General features: G+C 71.6%; 16 protein-coding genes. 12 read left to right on the forward strand and 4 right to left on the reverse strand.

The features are described 5' to 3' along the window. Window positions 1-13: 13 nt before the first annotated feature. Window positions 14-1,318, reverse strand: a complete 1,305-nt coding sequence (locus C8E87_RS21755) for a hypothetical protein (RefSeq protein ID WP_239079850.1) — start codon at window positions 1,316-1,318, stop codon at window positions 14-16. Further along, the gene (locus C8E87_RS21760; RefSeq protein ID WP_239079851.1) at window positions 1,315-2,979 is read right to left on the reverse strand and encodes a DUF3492 domain-containing protein; all 1,665 of its coding nucleotides are present in this window, start codon (window positions 2,977-2,979) and stop codon (window positions 1,315-1,317) included. Before C8E87_RS21760 ends, C8E87_RS21755 begins: the two co-directional genes overlap by 4 nt. An 890-nt stretch (window positions 2,980-3,869) precedes the next feature. Between C8E87_RS21760 and C8E87_RS21770 the strand changes: the two genes are divergently transcribed. The 3 genes from C8E87_RS21770 (at window position 3,870) to C8E87_RS21780 (ending at window position 8,706) form a co-directional block, all read left to right on the forward strand. Beyond that, on the forward strand, window positions 3,870-4,064 hold the full coding sequence (locus tag C8E87_RS21770) for a hypothetical protein (protein ID WP_097318386.1): 195 nt from the start codon (window positions 3,870-3,872) through the stop codon (window positions 4,062-4,064). Between the two features lie 443 nt (window positions 4,065-4,507). Beyond that, entirely contained in the window at window positions 4,508-8,089 is a 3,582-nt protein-coding gene (gene smc, locus C8E87_RS21775; RefSeq protein WP_133874806.1) for a chromosome segregation protein SMC, read from the forward strand. A gap of 5 nt (window positions 8,090-8,094) precedes the next feature. Further along, window positions 8,095-8,706 carry an HAD family hydrolase gene (locus tag C8E87_RS21780; RefSeq protein ID WP_133874807.1) on the forward strand — a complete coding sequence of 204 codons (612 nt, stop codon included), beginning with the start codon at window positions 8,095-8,097 and terminating at the stop codon, window positions 8,704-8,706. Window position 8,707: 1 nt separating this feature from the next. On the opposite strand, the gene C8E87_RS21785 is transcribed toward C8E87_RS21780, so the two are convergent. Then, entirely contained in the window at window positions 8,708-10,378 is a 1,671-nt protein-coding gene (locus tag C8E87_RS21785) for an alkaline phosphatase D family protein (protein ID WP_239079861.1), read from the reverse strand. Between the two features lie 116 nt (window positions 10,379-10,494). On the opposite strand from C8E87_RS21785, the gene ftsY reads away from it, so the two are divergent. From ftsY to C8E87_RS21830, 9 genes are all read left to right on the forward strand, one after another. Beyond that, on the forward strand, window positions 10,495-11,706 hold the full coding sequence (ftsY, locus tag C8E87_RS21790; protein WP_133874809.1) for a signal recognition particle-docking protein FtsY: 1,212 nt from the start codon (window positions 10,495-10,497) through the stop codon (window positions 11,704-11,706). 49 nt (window positions 11,707-11,755) lie between these two features. Beyond that, on the forward strand, window positions 11,756-12,553 hold the full coding sequence (locus tag C8E87_RS21795; RefSeq protein WP_438866089.1) for a phosphotransferase: 798 nt from the start codon (window positions 11,756-11,758) through the stop codon (window positions 12,551-12,553). A gap of 235 nt (window positions 12,554-12,788) precedes the next feature. Further along, entirely contained in the window at window positions 12,789-14,156 is a 1,368-nt protein-coding gene (locus C8E87_RS21800; RefSeq protein WP_133874811.1) for an ammonium transporter, read from the forward strand. A 35-nt stretch (window positions 14,157-14,191) separates the two neighbouring features. Further along, window positions 14,192-14,530 (forward strand): P-II family nitrogen regulator, encoded by a 339-nt coding sequence (locus C8E87_RS21805; protein ID WP_166661209.1) that lies wholly within the window; start codon window positions 14,192-14,194, stop codon window positions 14,528-14,530. A gap of 9 nt (window positions 14,531-14,539) precedes the next feature. Further along, window positions 14,540-16,807, forward strand: a complete 2,268-nt coding sequence (locus C8E87_RS21810) for a [protein-PII] uridylyltransferase (RefSeq protein ID WP_239079863.1) — start codon at window positions 14,540-14,542, stop codon at window positions 16,805-16,807. 57 nt (window positions 16,808-16,864) lie between these two features. Next, window positions 16,865-19,513, forward strand: a complete 2,649-nt coding sequence (locus C8E87_RS21815; RefSeq protein ID WP_279536859.1) for a glycosyltransferase family A protein — start codon at window positions 16,865-16,867, stop codon at window positions 19,511-19,513. Between the two features lie 38 nt (window positions 19,514-19,551). Then, window positions 19,552-19,818 (forward strand): hypothetical protein, encoded by a 267-nt coding sequence (locus C8E87_RS21820; protein WP_133874813.1) that lies wholly within the window; start codon window positions 19,552-19,554, stop codon window positions 19,816-19,818. After that, window positions 19,815-20,831, forward strand: a complete 1,017-nt coding sequence (locus tag C8E87_RS21825) for a class I SAM-dependent methyltransferase (protein ID WP_133874814.1) — start codon at window positions 19,815-19,817, stop codon at window positions 20,829-20,831. The genes C8E87_RS21820 and C8E87_RS21825 overlap by 4 nt, the downstream gene beginning before the upstream one ends. Before the next feature lie 143 nt (window positions 20,832-20,974). After that, the gene (locus C8E87_RS21830) at window positions 20,975-22,150 is read left to right on the forward strand and encodes a helix-turn-helix domain-containing protein (protein ID WP_133874815.1); all 1,176 of its coding nucleotides are present in this window, start codon (window positions 20,975-20,977) and stop codon (window positions 22,148-22,150) included. 740 nt (window positions 22,151-22,890) lie between these two features. On the opposite strand, the gene C8E87_RS21840 is transcribed toward C8E87_RS21830, so the two are convergent. Further along, window positions 22,891-25,185, reverse strand: a complete 2,295-nt coding sequence (locus tag C8E87_RS21840) for a glycosyltransferase family A protein (RefSeq protein ID WP_166661210.1) — start codon at window positions 25,183-25,185, stop codon at window positions 22,891-22,893. Window positions 25,186-25,231: the final 46 nt, after the last annotated feature.

Genomic DNA, 25,231 nt, shown 5'->3' on the forward strand with positions numbered 1-25,231 from the left:
GCGTGGCGGGTGATCAGGTCTCGTCGGGTGGCGGGGCGGGTTGGGTGAGGAAGGCGACGACCAGCAGGCCGGCCAGGTGGGTGGCGGCCAGCACGGCTACGGCGTCGGGCAGCGGGCCGGAGGACGGCAGCGGAAGGAACGGGAGGGCGGCAGCGGTTGCCGGAGGCGCGGCGGCCAGGGTGGCGGCAATTCCCGTACGCCGGCGCGCGGCCAGCAAGTAGGTGACGGCGAAGACCCCGCCGAGCAACATGCCACCGGCCAGCCCGAGCACCTTGGCCTGTGTGTCGACCAGCCCCGGCAGGCCCGCGGGCAGACGGTACGCCGCGAGGGCGAGCGCGATGCCCACGGCGAACGGCGGCAGCAGGCCGGCCAGCGTGATGATGGTGACGCTGCGGACGTGCCGGTGATAGTCGGCGCTGTTGTCAGTCGTGTCCAGACCCGACTCCACCTGCCCGGTGTGCCAGCCGATCAACGCCTCCAGGATCGGCACGGCCAGCAGCAGCGGCAGCCAGAACGGCGCCGCCGACCCGGACGGCCCGGCCTGCCACACCAGCCCGACACAGATCGCCTGGGACGCGCCGATGATCAGGTAACCGCCGCCCCGGCGGAGCTCGGCCGGGGTCGCCCGGGGCTGTCGCGAGCGCCGGCCGGAGAGCACAACCGGCTGGAACGCGCGGATCACGACGACGACGATCGCGGCCGGCAGCAACGTCCCCACCGGCTTGATCTCGGCCAGGGTGATCGCGGCGAGGGCCCAGCACGGCAGGCTCCACAGCACGACCGCCGCCTCGGAGCGGGTCACCAGGGCGGCCGTGACGGTGGCCAGGGTTCCGAGACCGCCGAGCCCGATCACCAGGGCCAGCCCGCGGTCGGGGCCGACCATCGTGGACGGCGCCACCCAGACGAGCGCGCACCACAGCCCGGTCACCCCGGCGAAGCCGAGCCCGACATGACGCGCCGCGGCGGCCGAGCCGGCCCGGCGGGCGATCGACACCCCCGTACAGGTCAGGGCCTGGGCCGCCGCCCACCCGAGCAGGAGCGTGACCAGGGGAACAGGCCAGGCGACCCGGGCCAGGGGTTCGGCCGCGGCGGCGGCGACGCTCAGCGGGCCCAGATAGAGCGCGCAGCGCAGCAGGGCGGCGTACAGATAGGAACGGCTCGACCGGGCCCGGTGCTGAGGGACCGCGAGTTCCACCTCGACGGGCGTGGGCGGCGGCCGCTCCGGCAACGGCGTCAGCGAATGCCGGGGCCGAGCGCTGACCCGGCGGCGATGCGTACGCCTGGTGGCCGTACGCGATCGTCCCTGCGTGATCGTCATCCGTCCGTCCTTTCACTGACCAGCCAGCGCAGCGTGACCGGCGGCTCGGACCGCGGGGCCGGCACGGCCAGCGCCAGCTCGAACGCGGGCGGCGGGGGCGGCGCCGCAAGATCGGCGTAGAGCGCGCCGTAGACACGCACCACCCGGTCGTTGGTGAAATGCATGAGCGCGCGCCGGCGGGCGGCGTCACCCAGGGCTCGGCGGCGTCCGGGCGCACGCAGCAGCCCGACGATCGCGATCGCCAGCTCGGCCGGGTCGCCCGGCTCCACCAGCACGCCGGCGTCCCCCAGCGTCTCGGCGGCCGGCCCCACGTCCACGCCGACCACCGCGCGGCCCGACATCATGGCCTCGACCAGCCGGTACGGCGGGTCGGCGGGCCCAGGCACATGAGCCACCACATGCCCGGCGGTGTAGCGGTCGCGCGGATCGGCGGGCAGCGGGTGCAGCCGTACGGCCCGGCCCAGCCCGGTGCGCTCGATCTGCTCGGCGCAGTAGTCCTCGTGCGCGGCGGTGACCCCGACCAGGTGCAGCACCGTTCCCGGCAGGGCCGCCGCGACCTGCTCGAACGCGGCCAGCAACGGGGACAGGCCGCTGTCCGGGCCACCCGAACCGGCCCACACCACGGCCGGGTCGGACTCGGGTTCGGCGGCGCCCGGGTACTCCGAGGGGTCGACTCCCGCCGGCACCTGCACGAGCTTGGCCGCGTGGGCGCCGTGCCGCAGGGCCCAGCTGTGGTGGTAGGCGCTGAGCGGGGCGATCAGGCCGGCCTCGGCGTATCCCGTACGGGCGACCGAGCCCCGGAACCGTCGAAGGATCGTGCGTACGGCCGGCGACAAGCGCTCCTCGTGCGGCTTGTGCCGGGCCACGGGCGTACGGGCCTCGGTGAGCAGCAGCGGGACACCCTGCCGGCGGCGTCCGGCCAGCGCGGTGAGCAGCGGAGTGGTGCCGCCTATGCAGTGCACGAGGTCGGCGTCGGGCAGCTCCACGGTGAGCGCGCCGAGAGCGTGGCGCAGGAGCGTGGCGGCCGTACGGGCATCGCGCACACTGAGCCGTGGCAGGGGCAACTCGCCGGGCTCGGCATGGCCGGTGCGCCAGGCATCCATCAGCGCGTCGGCGAGCGGCAGCCCCGGCAGCACCCGGGTGTCGTCGGCGAGCTGCCGCAGACCGTCGCCGAAGATCCGCTCGGAGTCGTCGGCCTCGCCGATCAGTCCCGTGCAGAGCAGGGCCGCCGCCGCGCGGGCCCTTTCGGCCGTCTCGCGTTTCTCCTGCCGGCTGGGCTTCTTCTCCTTGCCCTGTTCGCCGTCGGGGCGGCCGCTGTTCCGTCCGTCGCCGCCGTGATCGCGCTCGTGCCTCTGTTCCCGCCCTTGTTCGTGCCGTTGTTCGTGCTGCTGTTCGCGCTGTTCGTGCCGCTGTTCGAACAGCTGTTCGTGCCGCTTGAAGTCCCGCCCGATGGCCACGGCGCGGGCCGATCCCACATTGAGCGGCAGAGGATAGGCGGGGACAGCCGGCGGTTCCCGATCGGTGACGGTCAGCAACTCGAACCGGAAGCGGCGCAGGCCCTCGACGAGGGTCCGGCACCACCCGCTGAGCGCGTCGCGGCGGTACGGATACCCGCCGCCGGTAAGCAGGCAGATGCGCTCGGGCGACGGGGTCGGATTCACGATGGGGGCAACGAAACAGCGCCCCACACGCCCGACCCTGTGTCAACTAGGCGACACAATTACGCGCTTTTTACCCGATTTGCCACCCTATTTGTAACAAAAGTCCGCTTTCATGTACGGCCGACCCGCTCGTAGTGGATCTAGAGAGCACCCGCCGAGCACCCCGGTCCCGGCTCGCCGCCCCCGCGTCGCGGCCCACTGCCGGCCTCAAGCCGCTGAGCCCGCCCCGTCGGGCCGAGCCCCGCCCCGGTCTGCTGGGCCCGTCCCGGTCTGCTGGGCCCGTCCCGGTCTGCTGGGCCCGTCCCGGTCTGCTGGGCCCGCCCGGCCCGCCCCGTCGAGCCCAGCCCGCCCGCTGCTCTCGTGCGCCGTGCTCACGTCGGGCGCGCTGACCGAGGGGCAGGCTGTGCCAAAGACAACTCGTTGGAGAAGAGGGGTGTGAGTGGCCGGAGTGCGGGAAATCGGGTCGCGCTCGTGGCCCTTGAGGTCCGGGATTGAGGGTTGACCGATCGGACACGCTGATTCCTGCGTCCGTTTTGGATCTTGTTCAGGGTGAGGAGGGGTGGGCGGCGCGGCGTCAAGGGGCTGTTTGGCCTGATGACGGCCGTTCGGGTGGCATGATTCACTGCTTCGCTGGGGCGGGACGCCTCCGCAGCGCTTGACGGATTATGGGTGACGGCGGACTATGGAGATGTCGCCAGTCGCGCCCACTCACGCCCGTTTCCAGTCGAGCGTGAGCGATCTGCACTCTGAAAACCTCTTTTAGGGTGCATGATTCTGTGCTCAAGCGTGCCCTTGAGTGCATGGTGGGCCGCGTGCTGGGCGCGCGTAGGCCGGCTTCTCCGGCAACGCTTTCCATAAGAAGAAGCAGTGCTTCTCAAGGAGTAGTCACCATGGCGAAGGCCCTCTTTGGCCACGTAGGTGCGGCGCCCGATCGGCGTCTGCTCGACGAGGTCACCCGTCTGCGTTCCAGGGTGCAGTCCCTGGAGTTCGAGGTCACCCGCCTGCGGGCGGAGAATGATCGTCTCGCGGCGGCAGCAGCTGAGGCAGACGATTTCGCGCGGCTGACCGAGCCCGCGCTGACCTGAGCTCCACCGGCCGTCGCGTTCGGGTAACCCACGACCTGGCGGCCACAGTCCCCCCGACGGCACCAAAGACGCACCCCGAAATCGCGCGCCTCCACCACGTGGCGGCGCGCATCTTTTTGCCCCGACCGGATCTTGGGCGGGGCGAGGGCCGAACGAGCGGCCGAACGGGGGCCGAACGAGCGGCCGAACGGGGGCCGAACGAGCGGCCGAACGGGGGCCGAGCGAGCGGCCGGGCGAGGGCCGAACGAGCGGCCGGGCGAGGGCTGGGCGGGCGGCAAGGAGCGCGGAAGGGCCGTAGCACGCGGTAATCACGTCCGAACCCCGGCGTTACCGTGTGCACCTTTTTGTCCGGTTTATTGGACGTCCGGAGCGGCGGGTACGGCCGCCGACACGTGCCGGGGGTAATCTGCGCCGAAGCAGACACGACCGACCCTCGGAGATCCGTGCACCTCAAGAGCCTGACGGTCAAGGGCTTCAAGTCCTTCGCCTCCGCTACGACGCTGCGGCTGGAGCCGGGCATCACCTGTGTGGTGGGCCCCAACGGCTCCGGCAAGTCGAACGTCGTCGACGCCATCGCCTGGGTGCTCGGTGAGCAGGGGGCGAAGGCACTGCGCGGCGGCAAGATGGAGGACGTCATCTTCGCCGGCACGTCCGGCCGGGCGCCGCTGGGCCGCGCCGAGGTGACGCTCACGATCGACAACAACGACGGGGCCCTGCCGATCGAGTACACCGAGGTGTCGATCACCCGGCGGATGTTCCGGGACGGTGCCAGCGAGTACGAGATCAACGGCAACGCGTGCCGGCTGCTCGACATCCAGGAACTGCTCAGCGACTCCGGCATCGGCCGCGAGATGCACATCATCGTGGGTCAGGGCCGCCTCGACGCCATGCTGCATGCCAAGCCGGAGGACAGGCGCGCCTTCATCGAGGAGGCGGCCGGCGTCCTGAAGCATCGCAAGCGCAAAGAGAAGGCGATCCGGAAGCTCGACGCGATGCAGGTGAACCTCAACCGGCTCACCGACCTCACCGCCGAGCTGCGCCGCCAGCTGAAGCCGCTGGGCAAGCAGGCGGAGGTGGCCCGGCGCGCGGCCGGCATCCAGGCCGACCTGCGCGACGCCCGGCTCCGGCTGCTCGCCGACGACCTGCACACGCTGCGCACCACCCTCGACAAGGAGATCGCCGACGAGTCGGCCATGCGGGAGCGTCGTGGCCAGGTCGAGGACGAGAACCGTGAGGTTCAGCGGCACCTGGCCGACCTTGAGCTCGCGCACGCCGAGGACGCTCCGCTGCTGCAGGCCGCGCAGGACGTCTGGTACAAGCTTTCCGCCTTGCAGGAGCGCTTCCGTTCGACCGAGCAGCTGGCTACCGAACGGCTGCGCCACCTGGCCGCCACGCCCGACGAGGAGCGTCCCGGCCGCGACCCCGACCAGCTGGTCGCCGAGTCGGAGCGGGTGCGCGAGCAGGAAGAGGAGCTGCGCGAGGCGCTCACCGACGACCAGATGCGCCTGGCCGAGGCGATCGAGCACCGCCAGGATCTGGAACGCCAGCTTGCGGCGGCCGAGGGTGCCCTGCGTACGGCGGCCAAGGCCATCGCCGACCGCCGCGAGGGCTTGGCCAAGCTCGTGGGCAACGTGAACGCGGCGCGGGCCCGCACCGAGGGCGCCTCCGACGAGATCGAGCGTCTCGCGGCCGCCCACACGGACGCGATGATGCGCGCCGAGGCGGCCCAGGCCGAGGTTGATGCGGTCGCCGCCGAGTCGTCCGAGGCCGACCGGGGCAACGTCGAGCTGGACGAGCGGCACGCCGAGGCGGTCGAGCAGCACGACCGGGCCGCCGCGGTGGTCAAGGAGCTGTCCGACGCCGAGCGCACGGCCGAGAAGGATGCGGCCAGCTGGAAGGCGCGCGAGGAGGCCCTGGCCCTCGGCCTCAAGCGCAAGGACGGCGCGGGCGCGCTGCTGGCCAAGGCGGGCGAGGTGCCCGGCCTGCTCGGCAGCCTGGCGTCGATGCTCACGGTCCAGCCCGGACACGAGGCCGCCCTGGCCGCCGCGCTGGGGTCGCTGGCCGACGCCGTCGCGCTCTCCGGCGTGGACGAGGCCGTCGAGGCCATGCGTACGCTCAAGATCGCGGACGCCGGCCGGGCCGCGCTGGTTGTGGCGTCGCCGGCGGGCCCCGGCATGCGGGGTTCGCTGGAGTCGCTGCGGCCGGTTCTGCCCGAGGGCGCGGTGTGGGCGCCGGACGTGATCGGCTGCCCCGACACCATTCGCCCGGCGCTGAACAGGGCGCTGCGGGACGTCGTGCTGGTGCCCGATCACGCCGCCGCTGTCGCGCTGATCACGGCCAACTCCGAGCTGCGGGCCGTCACGCCGGACGGAGACGTGCTGGGGGCGTACGCGGCCGCCGGTGGCTCCGGAAAGGCGACCAGCTACCTCGAGGTGCAGGCGGCTGTCGACGAGGCCCACGCCCGCCGGGCCGCGGCCGAGGAGTCGATCAAAGAGCTCAAACACCAGCTCGCGGACGCCCGCGACGAGGTGGCTCGGCACCAGGAGGCTGTGAACGTCGCGGCGGCCGCCAAGCGTGCGGCCGAGGGTGAGCGCAACGCCGCCGCCCGGCGCCTGGCCGAGCTGGGCGCCGCCGCCCGGTCGGCGAAGGCCGAGACCGAGCGCCTCGGCGCGGCCCGGCAGAAGGCGGAGTCGGCGCGTGAGGCCGACCTGATGCGGGTGGCCGAGCTGGAGGAACGGCTCGCGCTGGCCGAGGCGAGCCCGATCGACGAGGAACCGTCGACCGACGAGCGGGACAGGCTGGCCGCGCTGGTGCCGCAGGCCCGGCAGAACGAGATGGAGGTGCGGCTCGCGGTCCGTACGGCCGAGGAGCGTGTGGCCTCGATCGCCGGCCGGGCCGATTCGCTGTTGCGCCAGGCCAACGCCGAGCGGCAGGCCAGGGAACGGGCCGCGGCCCGCCGTGCCGCCCGCGCGCGCGGCGCCGAGATCGCCAAGGCGGTTGCTTTGGGCGCCGGCGCGGCGCTGGCCCGCGTACGGACGTCCCTGACCGCCGCCATTGAGGTGCGCGACGAGCTGGCACAGGCCCGCACGCTGCGTGAGGCCGAGCTGCAGGAAGTCCGGGCGCACGCCAAACGCCTGGTGGCCGAGCTGGAGCGGCTGACCAACGAGGTGCACCGCGACGAGGTGGCCCGGGCCGAGCAGCGCCTGCGCATCGAGCAGCTGGAGGCCAAGGCGGCCGAGGACTTCTCGCTCGACGTCGACACGCTGATCACCGAGTACGGCCCGCAGCAGCCGGTGCCGCCGACCCAGGCCGAGGTGGCGCAGGCCGAGAAGGACGGCAAGCCCGAGCCGCAGCCGATCCCGTTCCACCGGCCGACTCAGGAGAAGCGGGCCAACAAGGCGGAACGCGACCTTGCCCTGCTCGGCAAGGTCAACCCGCTGGCGCTGGAGGAGTTCGCGGCGCTGGAGGAGCGGTTCAAGTTCCTCTCCGACCAGCTGGAGGACCTCAAGGCCACCCGCAAGGACCTGCTCACCGTGGTCAAGGACGTCGACGACCGGATTCTCGAGGTCTTCACGTCGGCGTTCGAGGACACCGCCCGCGAGTTCGAGACCGTCTTCCAGGTGCTGTTCCCCGGCGGTGAGGGCCGGCTGGTGCTGACCGACCCGGAGGACATGCTGACCACGGGCGTCGAGGTCGAGGCCCGCCCGCCCGGCAAAAAGATCAAGCGGCTTTCGCTGCTCTCGGGTGGCGAGCGCTCGCTGACCGCTGTCGCGATGCTGTGCGCGATCTTCCGGGCCCGCCCCTCGCCGTTCTACATCATGGACGAGGTCGAGGCGGCCCTCGACGACGTCAACCTGGGCCGGTTGATTACGCTCTTCGAGCAGCTGCGGGAGAAGAGCCAGCTGCTGATCATCACGCACCAGAAGCGCACGATGGAAGTCGCCGACGCCCTGTACGGCGTCACGATGCGCGCCGGCGTGACCCAGGTGATCAGCCAGCGGCTCAAGCACGAATCGGAGGACTGACCGGCATGTCGCGCGACCGCGCCCAGGCCCTGCTCATCGACCTGGACGGCGTTCTGCGCCGCTGGGACCCGGCCCCGATGATCGCCGTCGAGGTGGAGAACGGGCTGAAGCCGGCCGCCCTGTTGGAGACGGCGATGTCGTGGGACATCTACCGTCCCGCGATGGCCGGCGAGATCACCGACGCCGAGTGGATGGAGCTGGTCGCCTCGCGCCTGCCGCTCGACATCGAGAAGGCGCGCGCCGCCGTCGCCCAGTGGCAGTCCTACCGCGGTGAGCCCGACCCCGAGGTGCTGGCCTTCGTGCGCGAGGTGCGCGCCGCGGGCCGCAAGGTCGGGCTGGCCACCAATGCCACCGACCGCCTGCGCGGCGACCTGGAAGCGCTGGGCCTCACCGGCGAGGTGGACGAGGTGATCAGCTCGTGGGAGATCAAGGCTCACAAGCCGGCGCCCGAGTTCTTCGAGAAGGCGTGCGAGATCGCCGGCTTCCCGGCCAAGGTTGTGCTCTTCATCGATGACGACGACCGAGCCGTACGCGGGGCCCGCGCGTCCGGTCTGTCGGCGTACCGCTGGAGCGGCCCCGAGCACCTCAGCTACCTGCGCAAGGCGCTCGACATCTGAATCACCGGGGGTAGGTGACCTCGGCCACTCCGAAGAGGTTGCCGTCCTTGTCGGTGCCCTCCACACGCACCGTGGCCTTGCGGCCGGTGAGCCTGAGGGTGCTGATGGCGTTTCCGAAGTACGGCCCGGCCAGCCGCTTCCACCTCCAGGCGGGGCGGCGCACCCCGGCGGAGCGGGCGATTCCCCGTACGGCCTGGGCGGCGGCCCGCGACCAGCTGAAGCGCATCAGCGGCCGCATGAGGGCGGGCACCTGGTTGTGGACCGGTGAGCAGGTCAGCTGCATGACCGGGGTGGCCATCAGCGTGCCGAAGTCGGCCTCCGCCACGTACGAGTGGTGGACGTCACCGGAGAGCACGCTGATCGAGGCGGGGGCCGCGTAGGCGCCACCCGCTCCGACCCGGTGGCCCGGCGCGCCCGTGCCGCCCTCGCCCAACCGCCGGAACAGCTCGCCCAGCGCGTTGAACGAGCGCCCGAAGGCGGCCCAGTGCTCCAGATCGAAGGCGCGACGGAGCTTTTCCCCGTACGCCGCCACCCAGGGCCGCCGGGAAGCCGCGATGCTCTCGTTCCACGACTCCAGGTAGTGGATCGCGGGCGGCATCAGCCACGGCAGCGACGAGCCGACGACCAGGTGGTCGTACTCGCCGTGGGCCTGGTCGACGAACCAGTTCCACTCGGCGGCGGGCAGCATCTCGCGGCGGTCGGGCGTGAGGACGCGGCTGCAGCGGTTGTCGAGCATGACCACGCGGGTCCGGCCCACGTCGAGGGCATAGCTCCACTGGTACGGCTGTTCGCCGCTGTCCACCGTACGGCCGAACTCGTGCAGCAGGTCGGTGGCGTCGTCGACCGTGGTCACCTTCGCCAAGAGCGGGTCGGCGGCCAGCTCGTCGGGGCTCATGTTGCCCAGGTGCTGATAGACCCAGTACGACGCGAGGCCGCTGGTGATGCGCTCGAGCCACCACGGCTTCTCGAGCATCTCGCGGTGCCACGACTCGGAGGTGTTCCAGTCGTCGATGAGCTCGTGGTCGTCGAAGATCATGACGCTGGGCACCGTCGCGAACAGCCACCGCACCTCGGGGTCGCGCCACGACTCCAGGTAGAGCTTGGTGTACTCGTCGAACGTGATGACCTGGTCGGACGGGCCGTCGTGGTGGGCCGGGCGGCGCCGTTTCAGGAAGCGCTTGACCTTGGTCGAGGTCTCGTCGGCGTACACCTGGTCGCCGAGCAGCACGATCAGGTCGGGTCGCAGCTCCGGGTTCTGCGGATCGGTCATCAGGCGCCGGCTGTACGCGTCGAGGGCGTCGGGCGGGAGCCGCCGGGCGCTGGAGTTCGGGGTCGCCTCACGGCAGGAGCCGAAGATCAGGCGTACGGGGGCCTCGGCGTCGTCGGCCGGACGGGTGCGGATGACCGAGGGCGGGTAGGTCGACTCCTGGGACGGCCAGACCTGTAGATCGTCGAGAAACACCTGGTAGGCGCTGGCCGCGTCGGGACGGAGCCCCTCGACGACCACGATCGCGTAGTGATGCCCGTACGCGGTGAAGGTGGGCGCCGAGCCGGAACCGCCGCCCTCGGCCTCGACCCGCACGAACGCGGCCTCGGTGGTCTCGACCCAGATCGTCGCGCGGGTGCCGGCGACACGGCGCAGCAGGGGGCCTATCAGCAGGTGAGCTGTCACGAGAGAGCCTTGTCGGGAGGGGTCGAGGGGACCTACATCCTCCTGCACATGTGACGCAGGATGCCAGCGGGCGGGCGACGCCACACGCGGCCGGGACATCTGTCAGGATTTCGGCTATGGAATACGTGGTCGCCGCAGTCATCCTGCTCGTCGTCCTGGTGGTCGGCGCGATCGGCCTGGTCGTGCCCCGCATGCGCCGCCGTGAGCTGCCGCCGTCCCAGACGGGAGGCGACACGGCGACCCTGGAGCGTCCCTCCGCCGCCGAGCCCGGGGTGCGGACGCCGCCGCTGGTGGTGCCGGCCGAGGCCGACGAGGGCCTGCCCCCGCTGCTGGAGCGCGAGCCCGAGGTCGCCGAGCCGGAGGTCGTCGAGCCGCCGAAGCCCGAGATCGAGCGGCCCGAGCCCACGGCCGGCCGCCTCGTGCGGCTGCGGGCCCGGCTGTCGCGCTCGCAGAACATCTTCGGCCGCGGGTTGCTCACCGTGCTCTCGCGCGACCACCTCGACGAGGACGCGTGGGAGGAGATCGAGGACAGCCTGATCACCGCGGACGTGGGCGTCGAGGCGACCCAGGTGATCGTCGAGCGGTTGCGCGAGCGGGTCCGGGTGCTCGGCACGCGTACGGTGGCCGAGGTCCGGGAGCAGCTGGCCGAGGAACTGGTGGCCGCGCTCGACCCCGAGATGGACCGCACGCTCAGGACCACTCCGCACGACGGCCGCCCCGCGGTGATGCTGGTGGTCGGCGTGAACGGCGCGGGCAAGACCACGACCTGCGGAAAGATCGGCCGGGTGCTGATCGCGGACGGGCGTTCGGTGCTGTTCGGCGCGGCCGACACGTTCCGCGCCGCCGCGGCCGACCAGATCGCCACCTGGGGTGAGCGGGTCGGCGCCGAGACCGTCCGTGGCCCGGAAGGGGGAGATCCGGCCAGCGTTGCTTTCGACGCGGTGAAGCGGGGTATCGACATCGACGTGGACACGGTGGTCATCGACACGGCCGGCCGGCTGCAGAACAAGGTCGGCCTGATGGACGAGCTCGGCAAGGTCAAGCGCGTCGTCGAGAAGCACGGGCCGGTCGACGAGACGCTGCTCGTGCTGGACGCCACGACCGGTCAGAACGGCCTCGAGCAGGCCCGCGTGTTCACCGAAGTGGTGGACGTTACCGGTGTGGTGCTCACCAAGCTGGACGGCACGGCCAAGGGCGGAATTGTCATCGCCGTGCAGCGCAAGCTGGGCATTCCCGTGAAGCTGGTGGGTCTGGGCGAGGGTCCGGACGACCTCGCGCCGTTCGAGCCGGCCGCCTTCGTCGAGGCGTTGCTTGGCAGCGCCACGTAGTCTCGGAAGTCGAACGTCGTCAGGTGACCGCAACGAGCAGCAGGGGAGGGTGCTGGTGACGCAGGAGCGGGAGATCCCGCTGCACGGCGGCAACGTCAGCACCGTCTCCAAGGTCGGCGACACCGTGCGGCGCAACGCCGGCCCGTGGACGCCGGCCGTGCACAGCCTTCTCAACCACCTCGAGCGGGTGGGTTTCACCGGCTCGCCGCACGCCCTGGGCATGGACGACAAGGGCCGTGAGGTGCTGTCGTACCTCGACGGCGAGTGCGGCGAATACCCCCTGGCCCCGCACTGGGTCACCGAGGAAGCGCTGGTCACCGTGGCCACCATGCTGCGGATGTTCCATGACGCGCAGTACGGTTTCGTGCCGCCGCCGGGAGCGGTGTGGCGCTCGTTCGGGCCGCCGCCGCCCGACACCGAGGTGATCTGCCACCACGACGCCGCGCCGCACAACGTGGTCTGGCGGCCCGACGGCACCCTCGCCCTGATCGACTTCGACCTCGCCTCGCCGGGTGCGCGCATCTACGACGTGGCCTACGCCGCGTGGACCTGGGTCCCCCTGTTCAGCGACCGGGACTCGTACACATTGGGGTGGAAACGACCCAACCGGCCGCGCCGCCTGCGGCTCTTCGCCGACGCGTACGGGTTGATCCCGCGCGACCGGCACCGGCTCGTCCGCACCATCCGCAAGAGGATCGTCGACCACGTCGAGGGCATCCGCCGCATGGCAGCGGCCGGCGACCCCGCCTTCGTTCGCATTGTTCATAAAGGGCATCTCCGGCGCCCGATGCGTGATCTGAGGCTGCTCGATTACGAGCGCCACACCCTCGAATACGCGCTTCGGTGATCGGCTGTTGACAATCGGCGGCATCGGCGATGCGTCGATTGCCCCAGTTCAAGCCGCTTTTCCGGGTTGCCTGTGAGGCTTTCTTCACACGTACGAAACAGTCCGTCACGCGCCGGAAATCGCGCGTAGACCGTGCGTGAAACCTCCGACCGGAAGTCTCTCGTCACGAAACCGGCCGACCGGCGACGCCGCCTTTGGCTGTGTGCGAGACACCTTCATTCCGAGAGGAGGCAGCGTGGAGATCGATACCGGCAATACCGCCTGGTTGCTCCTGTCGTCTGCGCTCGTATTGCTCATGACCCCGGGTCTGGCACTGTTCTACGGTGGCCTCAACCGGTCCAAGGGCGTTCTGAACATGATGCTGATGAGCTTCTCCGCCATTGGGCTCATCTCGATTCTCTGGGCTCTCTACGGCTTCTCGCTCGCGTTCAGCGCGAACGGGTCCGAGGGCCTCAACAACATCATCGGCAACTTCGGTTACGCCGGCACCAGCACCAGCTGGGTGGGCGAGATGTGGGGCGAGACCGGCATCCCCACGTACGTCTTCATGGCCTTCCAGATGATGTTCGCGATCATCACGGTGGCCCTGATCAGCGGCGCCGTGTCCGACCGTTTCAAGTTCGGCGGCTGGGTCCTCTTCGCGCTGGGCTGGTTCACGCTCGTCTACGTGCCGGTGGCTCACTGGGTGTGGGGCGGCGGCTTCATCGGCGCCCAGATCAAGGCGCTCGACTTCGCCGGTGGCACCGCGGTGCACATCAACGCCGGCGCCGCGGCCCTCGCCCTGGCGCTGATCCTCGGCAAGCGTATCGGCTGGCCGCGCGAGAACATGCGGCCGCACAACGTGCCGTTCGTGGCCCTCGGCGCCGGCATCCTCTGGTTCGGCTGGTTCGGCTTCAACGCCGGTTCCGAGCTGACCGTCGACAGCACCACCGCGGTCGCCTTCGTCAACACGCAGCTCGCCACCGCGGCCGCCGTGGTCGGCTGGCTCGTCGTCGAGTGGATCCGCGACCGCAAGCCCACGCTGGTCGGCGGTTCCTCCGGCGCGATCGCCGGTCTGGTCGCGATCACCCCGGCCTGTGGCTTCATCGCCCCGCTGCCGGCCGTGCTGCTCGGCCTCATCGCGGGCGTTCTCTGCGCCCTGGCCGTCGGCCTGAAGTACCGCTTCGGCTACGACGACTCGCTCGACGTCGTCGGCGTCCACTTCGTCGGCGGCTGGATCGGCTCGCTGTTCATCGGTCTCTTCGCCACGACCCAGGTCAACGGCGCCATCACCGATGTGCTGGGCGCCTCCGAGGGCCTGTTCTACGGCGGCGGCGCGACCCAGCTCGGCCGCCAGTTCGTCGGCAGCCTGGTCGTCACGGTCTACTCGTTCGCCATCGCCGCGGTGCTCGCTCTGATCCTCAAGGCCGTCAAGCTCGGCCGGGTCAGCGAGGAGGCCGAGGTCGGCGGCATCGACATCAGCGACCACGGCGAGTCCGGTTACGACCTCACCCCGGCCGGTGGCGCCGGCGGTGGCAGCGCGTTCGCCATGGCGGGCATCAAGCCCAGCGCTTCGGTTGACGCTGACGGCAAGGCCGACACCAGCCAAAAAGTCGCCGGTTAGATACTTCTATGACTGCACCGATGGAAGGACTGAGCATGAAGCTGGTGACCGCGGTCATCAAGCCGTACCAGCTCGACGCGGTGAAGGAGGCTCTGCACGCGCTCGGCGTGACCGGCCTGACCGTGAGCGAGGTACAGGGCTACGGCCGGCAGAAGGGGCACACCGAGGTATACCGCGGCGCGGAATACACGGTGGAGTTCCTGCCCAAGATCAAGGTCGAGGTGGTGACCGACGAGATCGACGTCGAGAAGATCGTCGACGCCGTCGTCACCGCGGCCAAGACCGGCAAGATCGGCGACGGCAAGGTCTGGGTCACGTCGGTCGACGACGTGATTCGGGTCCGCACCGGCGAGCGCGGCCTCGACGCGCTCTGACCTGCAAGAATGCCTAACATGTCCAGCGAGCTGCCGACCCCGCCGCAGGTGCCGGTCGGCGGCTCGCCGGACAAGCTCCGCGAACACATCGGCGCCGCCGCCCGGCAGGATCGGGCTGCGGCGCTCGATGCTTGGCTACGCGAGATGTTCCCCGCCCACGTTCCCGGGGTCAGCCTGGTCGCGGTGGGCGGGCTGGGCCGGCGCGACTGCGCCCCCTACAGCGACCTCGACCTCGTGCTGCTGCACAACGGCGCGGCCGGCATCGACCGGGTCGCCGCCTCGCTCTGGTATCCGATCTGGGACGCCCGGCTCGGCCTCGACCACTCCGTGCGCACCCTGCCGGAGGCGCTGTCGGTCGCGCACGACGACGTCAAGGTCTCCCTCGGCCTGCTCGACGCCCGCCACGTGGCCGGCGACGCGGCCCTCACCGCCGAACTGGTGACAGCGGCGGGCGACCAGTGGCGGCGGACCGCGGTGCGGCTGCTGCCCGCGCTCAAGGAACTCACCACCACCCGCTGGGCCAGTCACGGCGAACTCGCGTTCCTGCTCGAAGGCGACCTGAAGGAAGCGGCGGGCGGGCTGCGCGACGTCACCCTGCTGCGCGCGATCGGCCGCGCCGGGGTCGCCGACACCATGCGCCCGGCCGTCCGGGCGGCGAACCTGCGGCTGCTCGACATCCGCGACGCCCTGCACCTGGCGGTCGGGCGGCGCGTCGACCGGCTGGTCGCCCAGGAACGGGTGGCCGTGGCCGAACTGCTCGAGCTGGACGACGGGGACGCGCTGCTGCGGCGGGTCGCGGGCGACGCCCGTACGGTGGCTCATGCTCTTGACGACGCCTGGCGGGCCGCTGATCGGCTTCGCAACGGCCGCCGGCGGGGTCTGCCCGGGGGAACGCCGACCCGCCGCCCGGTCGCCCGCGACGTGGTCGAACAGGACGGCGAACTGGTGCTGGCCCGTACGGCGATCGGACCGGTGCCCGACCCCAGCCTGTCGCTGCGTGTAGCCGCCGCGGCCGCCACCGTGCAGCTGCCCATCGCGCGTGCGACCAGCGAATGGCTTGCCGCGTTCTCGCCGCCGCTGCCCAGCCCATGGCCGCCCGCCGCCCGCGCCGCACTCGTCTCGCTGCTCGGCTCGGGGCCCGGCCTGCTGCCCACGTGGGAGACCTGCGACCGGTACGGGCTGATCGACGCGTGGCTGCCGGAATGGGCGCGGATGCGCAGCCTGCCCCAGCATCACCCGATCCACCGCTTCACCCTCGACCGGCACCTCGTGCAGGCCGCGTACGAGGCCACCGCGTACGCGCGTGAGGTGGACCGTCCCGACCTGCTGCTCATCGGCGCTTTCCTGCACGACGTGGGCAAGGGCCTGCCCGGGGACCACAGCGTGGTCGGCGCCCCGATCGCCGCCGACATCGCCACCCGGATCGGGCTGCCGCCGGCCGACGTGGCGACGATCGAGAAACTCGTACGGCTGCACCTGCTGCTGCCCGACGTGGCGACCCGCCGCGACCTCAGCGACCCGATGACGATCTCGGCGGTGGCCGAGACGGTGGGCGACCCCACGACCCTCGACCTGCTGCACGCGCTGGCCCGCGCCGACTCGCTGGCCACCGGGCCGGCCGCCTGGTCGGACTGGAAGGGCCGGCTGATGGACGAGCTGGTCAGGCGGGTGCACACGGCGCTCGACACAGGCGAGCTGCCGGAACCGCCGGCGCCGGACCCGGAGCTGCTCGACGGGGACCTGCCGGCGGTTCACCTCGACGGGGACCGGTTGGCGGTTGCCGCCGCCGACCGGCGGGGGTTACTGGGGGCGGTCGCGGCGTGTCTGGCCATGCACCGGCTCGACGTGGTGGGGGCGAACGCGAGCACTGTCGACGGGCGGGCCATCGTCGAGTTCTTCACCCAGCCGCGCTACGGGAGCCCGTACGACCCGGTGGCGCTCGCGGCCGACCTGCGCCGGGTGGCGGCGGGGGACGTGTCGGTGACCCAGCGGGTGCGGGCGCGGGCCATGAGCGCCCGGGGCGGCACGGCCTCGCCCCGGGTGGTGTGGCAGCGGGACGTGGCGACCGACGCGGCCGTGATGGAGTTGCGGGCGGCCGACTCGCCGGGGCTGCTCTATCGGGTGGCGACGGCGCTGGACGAGGCCGGGGCGGAGGTGCGGGCGGCCCGCATCTCGACCCTGGGCGGGGATGTCGTGGACGCTTTCTACCTGGTCGGGCCGTGGAATGACGCGGCCGAGCGGGATCGGGTGACGGCAGCGGTGCTGGCGGCGGTGTAGGACCGCTGGGGTTTGGCGGCGTGTAACCCACGCTGCCGGTGGCGCGTTAGCCGGGGCATGCGGCCACACGTATCCGGACTGCTCGATGATCATGTGACGGCGGGCGGTTCGCGGCTGCGGCTCGCGCTGACGGCGACCGCCGTGCGCAACCGGTCGCTGGAGGCCCGCGAGCTGATGGCACGGGCCGCGCTCGGTGAACACGGCACGCTTGACCAGCTGCTGCACGCGGCCCGGACCGGTGACCGGCGATGGCTGCGGCGTATCCGGCGCAAGGTCGACCCCGGGCTGGTGGCGGCGGTCGCGCACATCCTGGGGTTGCAGGAGCTGCTGCCGACCGACCGCGACGACGCGTCGGCGCTGTTCGAGCTGGTGCGGCGGGCCTGCGGGGCGCGGGCGTTGTCGCCCGCCAACCAGACGCTGCACGTTCAGCTGGCGCTGATTCACCAGGGGCCGGAGCGGGCCCGGAAGCTGATGCGGCGCTACCTGAAGATCGGCGAGTCGGCGCGGGCTGTGCTGAACGTCGACCTGCTCGCCGGTCGACGGGGGTGGGCGAGTGCTTTCGCGGCCCTGATGCCGGAACCGGGGCCGGTGGTGGCGGACGCGGACGGGGCCGTTGTCCGCGCTGGGAATGCCTGTTCTGACGACACTGCGTCGGCGGGCGCGGGGGCCGTTGGGGGTGCTTCTGCCGGCGGCGCTTTCGCAGGCGGCGCTTCTGGGGGTGGTGCTCCTGCGGGTGACGCCACCTCGCCCACGTCATCCGCGAAGCCCTCCAACTGCACCCCGGCGGGCGCTTCTTCCGCGGTCGGTGTTGCGGTGCCGTTTGATCGGCTGACCACGGCTGCCGTGGAACGGGTGGAGGGGGCGCATCGCGTTTCGGTGGTTGTCACGGCGTACCGGCCCGATCGGGGGTTGATCACCGCGGTGCGGTCGATCCTCGCGCAGAGCTGGAGCAACACCGAGGTGATCATCGTGGACGATGCCTCGCCGCCCGAGTTCGAGCCGGTGCTGCGCGAGGCGGTGGCCCTGGGCGATCGCATCACGTTGATCCGGATGCCGGAGAACTCGGGCACGTACGCGGCCCGCAACGCCGGGCTCGACGCGGCCGGCGGGGAGTTCGCCACCTTTCAGGACTCCGACGACTGGTCGCACCCCCGGCGGATCGAGCTGCAGGTGCGGCCGCTGATCGAGGACCGGCGACTGGTCGCCACGACGTCGGACGGGCTGGCGGTCACCGACGAGCTGATGTGCACCCGGCCGGGCGTGCGCAGCGGGCGGTTCAACCCGTCGTCGCTGATGCTGCGGCGGGGCACGGTGCTGCGTACGGTCGGCTATTTCGACCGGCTGCGCAAGGCGGCCGACTCCGAGTACATCGGGCGGATCCACGCCGCTTTCGGGGCGGGACGGGTGCGGCACCTCGACTCGTTGCCGCTCGCGCTCATCCGGCTCTCGGCCGGTTCGCTGTCGCGGGCGGAGATCCGGCCGCACTGGATGCATCCGGCGCGGACGGCGTACATGTCGGCCTATCAGCGGCACCACCAGCTGATCGCCCAGCGGCGGGCGGGCGCCTACCGGCCGGCGGACGGGTCGGACCGGCCCTTCCCGGCTCCGGATCACCTGCTCGGCACCGTACGGGATCGGGCCTATGACGTGGTGATGGTGGCGGACTGGCGTTTCCTGGAGAGCGCGCAGCGGACGGCCCTCGACGAGCTGCGCGCCCTGAAAACCGCCGGTCTGCGGGTGGCGCTTCTGCAGTTCGACTCGTACCGCGCGATCCACCTGCGCCGCATTCCGCTGGCGGCGGCCGTGCAGGACCTGGTCAACGACGGGACCGCCGACCGGATCGCGCTCGAGGACTCCGTGTCGGCGGCGCTGGTGGTGGTGCGTCAGGCGGGGGTGCTGCATTTCGCGGCCTCCGTGGAATCGGGTGTACGGGCGCGGCGTGCCCTGATCGTGGCGGACCGCGCGCCCGTACGAGCCGACGGCAGCGACCACCGGTACGACCCGACGACGTGCGCGGACGTGACACGGCGGCTGTTCGGGGCCGAGCCCACCTGGGTTCCGCAGGACCCGGGAGTGCGGGCCGCCCTGCGTGGGGTCGCGGAGGTGGAGCCGGACGACCTGCCGCTCGCGCCGGTGCCGGGCGGGTGGGTCGCCGAGCGTACGGGGGCCTCGGCCGGCTCGCCGATCGTCGGCACCGACCTGTGCGACGCGGCGAACTGGCCGCTGGACGCCGCCGACAGCCTCGCCGTGTGCCGCCGGTTGACCCGGGCCGACGTACGGGTTCGTCTGGCTGATCGGCCCGCGGGCACGTGTGCTGCTCCGGTGGCGGCGACGTGGCTCGCCTATCGGACGGAGGACGTCGAGCCTCGGCCGTTCCTGCACCAGCTCGACTTCTATCTGCACTTTCCGCCGCGGGAGCAGACCGAATGGTATTCACGCCCGGCCTGGGAGGCCGCGGCGGTGGGGTGCGTGGTGGTGATGCCCGAACGGTATCGGGGTCTTTACGGGGATGCGGCGGTGTACTGCACACGGTCCGAAGTGGAGGCTCTGATCGCACGTTATCGGGCCGACCCGGCGCTGTACGCCGAGCAGAGCCGCCGTGCGCGCCGGACCATGGCCGCCGAGTGTGCGCGGGAGCGCTTCGTGTCGCGGATCCTCTCGTCGCTGCCCGCCTCCTCGATGTCTCCGCTGCTGCCGATCTCGTAGCGGTCGCCGGATTTACCGGCCGCCGTGGAGTTGTGGTTATGTCCCTTGCCGGCGGCCTGGGTGTCGCTGGTGTGTTGGTTGCCGGCGGCCTGGACGTGCCTGACGTGTCGCTCGTCGGCGGCTTGGGTGTGTCTGGTGTGTCGCTCGCCGGCGGCTTGGGTGTGTCTGGTGTGTCGCTTGCCGGCGGCTTGGGCGTCTCCGGCGTGTCGCTTGCCGCCGATTCCGGTGTCGTCGTGGTGCTCGCTGACGATCCCGTAACGGGCCGGGTCGGTGTGGCGTTGAGTTCGATGTGCGGACCACCATGACCAGCCTGCTGCGGCTCGCCCGGGCCGTGGCGCGCCGGTTGCGCGGCCTGTCCCGCCGGCAGATCGCCGGCATGATCGTCATAGTGCCGCTGGCGGTGGGCGTCGCGATCTCGTCGATGATCGGGCAGGCCGCCGTGGCCACCGGGCTGCTCGCGCTGCTGCTGACCGCCGTGCTGGCCGGCGTGGTGCACCTGTCGCGCCGGATCGGCGGCGTGAACCGCTCGACCCAGGAGGCCGTACGTGAGCTGCGTGCGACCGTCGATCAGTTGCAGCGCCGGGTGATCGCCGCGGTCGAGAAGGAACGGCTCGCCGCGGGGGACCGGCACCAGGAGGTCACCGAGGCCATGGCCCGCACCGAGCGGCTCACCGGCCGCGGGGCGGAGCTGCTGCTGCGGGAGCAGAGCCGGGAGATCGAGGCGCTGTTCCAGCTCTTCCAGACGGTGACGCCACGCGCGCCGATGCCTTCGTCGGCGCCGGGTTCGCAGCCCACGGACCTGCTCGGGCTCGTGCACGCGGCCCGGGAACGCCGGCCCGCGCTGACGGTGGCGCTGGGATGCGGGCCCGCGATCGTCTGGCTCGGATACGCGCTGGCGGAGACGGGTGGACGACTGGTTGCTGTCGATCATGATGCTGGCCGGGTTTCGCTCGTACGGGGTTGGCTGGCCGAACACGGGTTGGGCTCGGTCGAGGTGCGGCAGGTGGGCGTGGCCGAGCTGGTCGTGGAGGGGCGGACGGTGGACTGGTACGACGTCGAGCACCTGGACGGGCTCAGCGACATCGACCTGCTGCTCGTGGACGGTGACCTGGCGCCCGCCACCCCTGACCCGCTGGCGCCCGCACTGCACGTGCTGGGGCGCCGGCTGGCAATGGGCGCGGCGGTCGTGGTGGACGAGGAACCTCGGGTCGCCCCGCGCCAGGGTGGCGGCTTCGGCTTGACCTCGCGACAACGCCTGCCCGGCCGGTGGACCGCGCTGACGCAGCCACACAGTACGACCGTCACCACCCCCATTTAGGCACCTGTGGATAACCTCGGCACCGCCATTTCCGCCTGTGGACAAGCCAAGCCGCTCTGGCGGACTCGGGCGTACCCTCGACGCGGCGGTTCGGTTGTGGAAGAGCCGGTCCGCTACCCCTGACCGACAGCAGGGATACGCCGATGACCGACGCCACCCGCTTCTCCGACGAGCTTCGCCGCCTCCGAGCCGAGCGCGGCCTCTCCTACCGCGCACTGGCGGGGCTGGCCCATCACGGCAAGAGCTACATCGAGGACCTCGAGAGAGGCCGCAAGTCACCGAACGAGGCGGTCGCCTCTCGGCTGGACCAGGCACTCGGCGGAAGCGGACGACTTATGGCTGCGCTCCGGTCCACTGCCCGTGACGACGAAACAGACGGTGAGCTGGACGCCCTTGAGCTTGTCCGTCGTGTGACGGCATCGGACGTGAGCGCGGAGACACTCGATCGGCTCGAACAGGCTGCGGACGCGCTTGCGATGGCGTACGCGACGACTCCGCCGGAGGTTCTTCTGCGCCGAGTCCGGTGGCACCTGGAACTCGTCGGGACGTTGGTCGACGCGCGAAAGACGCTCGTCCAGCACGAAAGGCTGCTCGTCATCGGCGGTTGGCTCTCGCTTCTGCGGGCGACGCTGCACATCGACATCCAGCAGGGCGCGGCGGCTGCCGCCCACCTTCGTACGGCGGCCCAGCTGGCGGACCAGACCGGGCATCGCGAGATCGCGGCCTGGTGCCTGGAAACCCGAGCCTGGGCCGTGCTCACGACCGGCGACTACCGGCAAGCCCTCGAACTCTCGCAGCACGCCCAGGAGATCGCTCCGGCGGGCGGCTCAGCCATCGTTCAGGCCACCGCACAGGAGGGCCGGGCCTGGGCACGGCTGGGCGACCGTATCCAAACCCGGCGAACCCTGGACCGGGTCGAGCGGCTCGCTGGTCAACGAACGCCGCCGGACCATCCCGAACACCACTACCAGTACGACCCGGCGAAGGCCCACGCGTACGCCGCGACGACGCTTGCCTGGGCGGGCGACCCCGCGGCGGAGGCGGTGGCACGGGACGTGATCACGGAACTCGAGCAGGAGGGCGCCCGCCCTCGTCGAGTAGCCTCCGCCCAGCTCGACCTTGGTCTGGCGCTGCTGGCGGACGGTCGCCCGGACGAGGCGGCAGCGGTGGCGACCCGGGCGATCAGCTCCGGACGGATCGTCCCGTCGAACTGGTGGAGGGCAGCTGAGGTAGTCAACGGTGTCCAGCGCGCCGGCATTGCCGAGGCACGGGATCTGCGGGAGGTAGCGGAGAACCATCGGCCGGCGCTCACAACGTAGGCGGGACGGTGTGTCCGCCAGGTTGCGGACACCCGCACGGCATCAGCGGACGTTGCGGACCTCCTGTTGGCCGTTGGGGGCGGGCACGCTGCGACTATGCGTCTGATGCTTCCGTGGGGACCGAAAGCCCGGTACCGGCGAGCGCTCGCCGCCGCCCGCAAGTGGCAGGAGGACGAGCGTCGCAACGCGTTCGCACGCCTTCGCCTCCAGGCAGCAACAGAAGACATGAGCCAGGAGCCCGGTGAGCGTGAGTTACGGGCATGGCAGGGGCGCTGACCAGTGAACATCACCCGGGCCGGCCGTCCTGGGACTGCCTGGCATGCGGCAAGCCTTGGCCGTGCGACCCGGCACGCGAGGCTCTCGCTCTTGAACTGGGCCGGACGCCACTTGCGATGTACCTCTGTGCGCATCTTCATGAGGCTGCCCGCGACATGCCCACCACATCGCCCGGCGAACTCTACGAGCGTTTCCTGGCCTGGACACGCGGCCCTGCTCGAAGGGCCGGAACGGCTGGGCCCGCATCGTGTCCACATTGAGCGGGCAACACCGAAGGCTGGAAAAATACCGCTACCCCGCCGCGGGGGACGGCGGGGTAGCGGTGTGCGGGGATGGGGGGTGGTGCGTCCCCGCTGTCGGGGCGGCGGGGGCCGCTCCGAAGCCTTGTGCCTATGGAATCGGCCGTCGCGGGGGCGGGTTGACGATCTGCGGGGTGCGAAAAAGTCGCGCTTGGGTTGCCGGGGTCAGCTCTGGGAGGCCAGCCAGGCGACGCGTTCGGCGTACAGCTCGTGGGCGTGGTGACGGCGTACGAAGTCGGCGCCGCGGGTGGCCTGGTCGCGTAGCGCACGGCGGTTGGCGTGCAGGCGGGTGATCGTGTCCTGCACCTCGTCGGGGGCGCAGTACACGGCTGCGTCGCCGAAGGCGGGGGCGTAGCGGTACGGCAGTACGGCCACGCAACCGGCGGCCAGCGCGGCAAGCACGTCGGGGGACGGGTCGGCGGGCTCGTCGTCGGCGGGCAGGTGCAGGTAGAAGTCGATCTGGTAGAGGAACGAGCGCAGGCTGACGTCGCCCGGTCCGTAGACCAGCCAGCTTCGCGGGGGGCCGAAACGACCGAACGAGCGGGGCGCCGAGCCGGTCGTGTCGAGCAGGCGGACGTCGAGGCGGGCGGTGTCGGGCAGTTCGTCGCGCAGGCGGCGCCATTCGGAGCGGCCGCCCCGGCAGTGCCGGCCGATCACCGGGCGGTCGGCCCGCGGGCCCCGGCGGTCGAGTCGCCACTGCGCGGCGTCGAGGGTGCTGGGCAGGTCGAGTTTGGCCAGCGCTGCTTCGGCGCCCGAGAGCAGGCGTCGTCCGTCGGCGCCGGCGGGCGCCCACAGCGGGTTGCGGCCGAACAAGCGGAGTGAGGCTGCTGCGGCTAGCGGGACGACGGCCGTGTCCTCGATCACGACTCGTTGCGCCCGTACGCCGCTGGGCAGGTCGGGCGCGTGCTGCAGGACCCGGGCCGAGCGGGCCACCACGAGCCTCGCCCGTACGTCGTCGGTCAGCTCGACCTGGGTGAGTTCGCCGCTGTTGATCAGCAGCTGGACGGAAGGGTCGAGGTCGTGCGGGCCGTCGCGCAGGTTGGTCAGCGTGTCGAGGTGCAGCAGGGCGGCCCGCAAGCCGCGCGCGGCCAGCGCACGCAACTGCCCGATCCCGGCGACCCCCGCGCCGCCGGCCGTCGTCCAGTCACCCGCGATCACCGTGTCGTACGCCTTGGCCCCGGTCTCCCCGAGCAACAGCCGCGGCGCCGCAAAAGGCCGCCCACCCGCCAGATCCGGTCCGCCCGCGGAAGGCCGCTCGCCCGCAAGTGCCGGTCCGCCTGCGGAAAGCCGCTCGCCCGCAGAAGCCGGTCCGCCCGCAAAAGCCGACGCGTGCCACAGCGAGAACGCCGAACGATAGGACCGTAGCGCCGGATGCAACCACCCCGGCCGCTCGACGGGATCGGGCCCGGAGCAGCGGATCAGGCTGAGCGGCAGGCCGTCTGCTTGAGACACCGCCGAGTCGCCGAGGACAGCGCGAATCCGTGCGACGTACTCGAGTTCCCCTCCCACGCGTACGGCATCGAAGTGCCCGACATGACGAAGCGCCCGCTCCCGCCGCAGCATCAGCGGCGACGACGAAAGCGACACGCCGGAGGAAGGTTGAGTCACCACCAGCTCCGGCGTCACCCGCAGCCCGCGGCACGTCGTGGCGAACACGTTCTCGTCGGCCAGCAACGGCCCCACCTGCCGTTCCAGGCGCAGCGGATGCGACCAGCCGTCCGCGTCCTGGAACGTCACGAAGTCCCCGGTCGCAGCGTCCAGTCCGGCGTTTCGGGCCACGAAACGACCGGCGTCCGCGAGCATCCGGATCACCCGTACGCGGGGGTCGAGCGCCGCGGCCGCCCGCAGCACCGGCGAGAACTCCGGGGGCGACCCGGCGTCCACGACCAGGATCTCGTGGTTGGTCCATGTCTGCCGTGCCAGCGAACGCACCGCCGTCAGCAACTCCTGTCCGGGCTGCCGCGTGGCGACGACAGATGTGATCCGCAGTGGGTGACCGACGCGTTGCACCGGCCCGGTGGTGATCCGGTCGAACGGCTTCCCGGGCCCGTCCGCCACGTGCACGCGCGGCGCCGGCATCAGCGCCGCGAAATTCCAGTGTCCAACCCCTTGCGCGTACGGGTTGGCCAGGTCGACGGTCAACGCCAGCCGCACCGCCGCCGGCGCCGACGGGTACGAAGCGAGCAGTTCGGCGGCCTTCGGCAGGTCCCCGCAGGCGTACGCGATCTGGCAGTGCAGCCCTTGATGTTCGGGCGCGACCTCACCGCGGCTCCGTGCACCGTCGAGCATCTCGAGCGCCTCGGCCTGGTCACCGGCACGCAGGTCTTGCAGCGCGATCACCCGGGCCAGTTCGCCGAGCACCCAGGGGTCGCCGGTTTCGGCCGCCCGGGCCAGCGGCGCCCGTGCGGCGATCGACCGCGCTTGCAGGGCGGCGACGGCCAGGGGATGTGTGTTCTCCACAACCGGTCCAACGATCAAGGGCGCTGGGTGAATTGTCCGTATCGCC

Source organism: Paractinoplanes brasiliensis, assembly GCF_004362215.1.
Taxonomy (GTDB): domain Bacteria; phylum Actinomycetota; class Actinomycetes; order Mycobacteriales; family Micromonosporaceae; genus Actinoplanes; species Actinoplanes brasiliensis.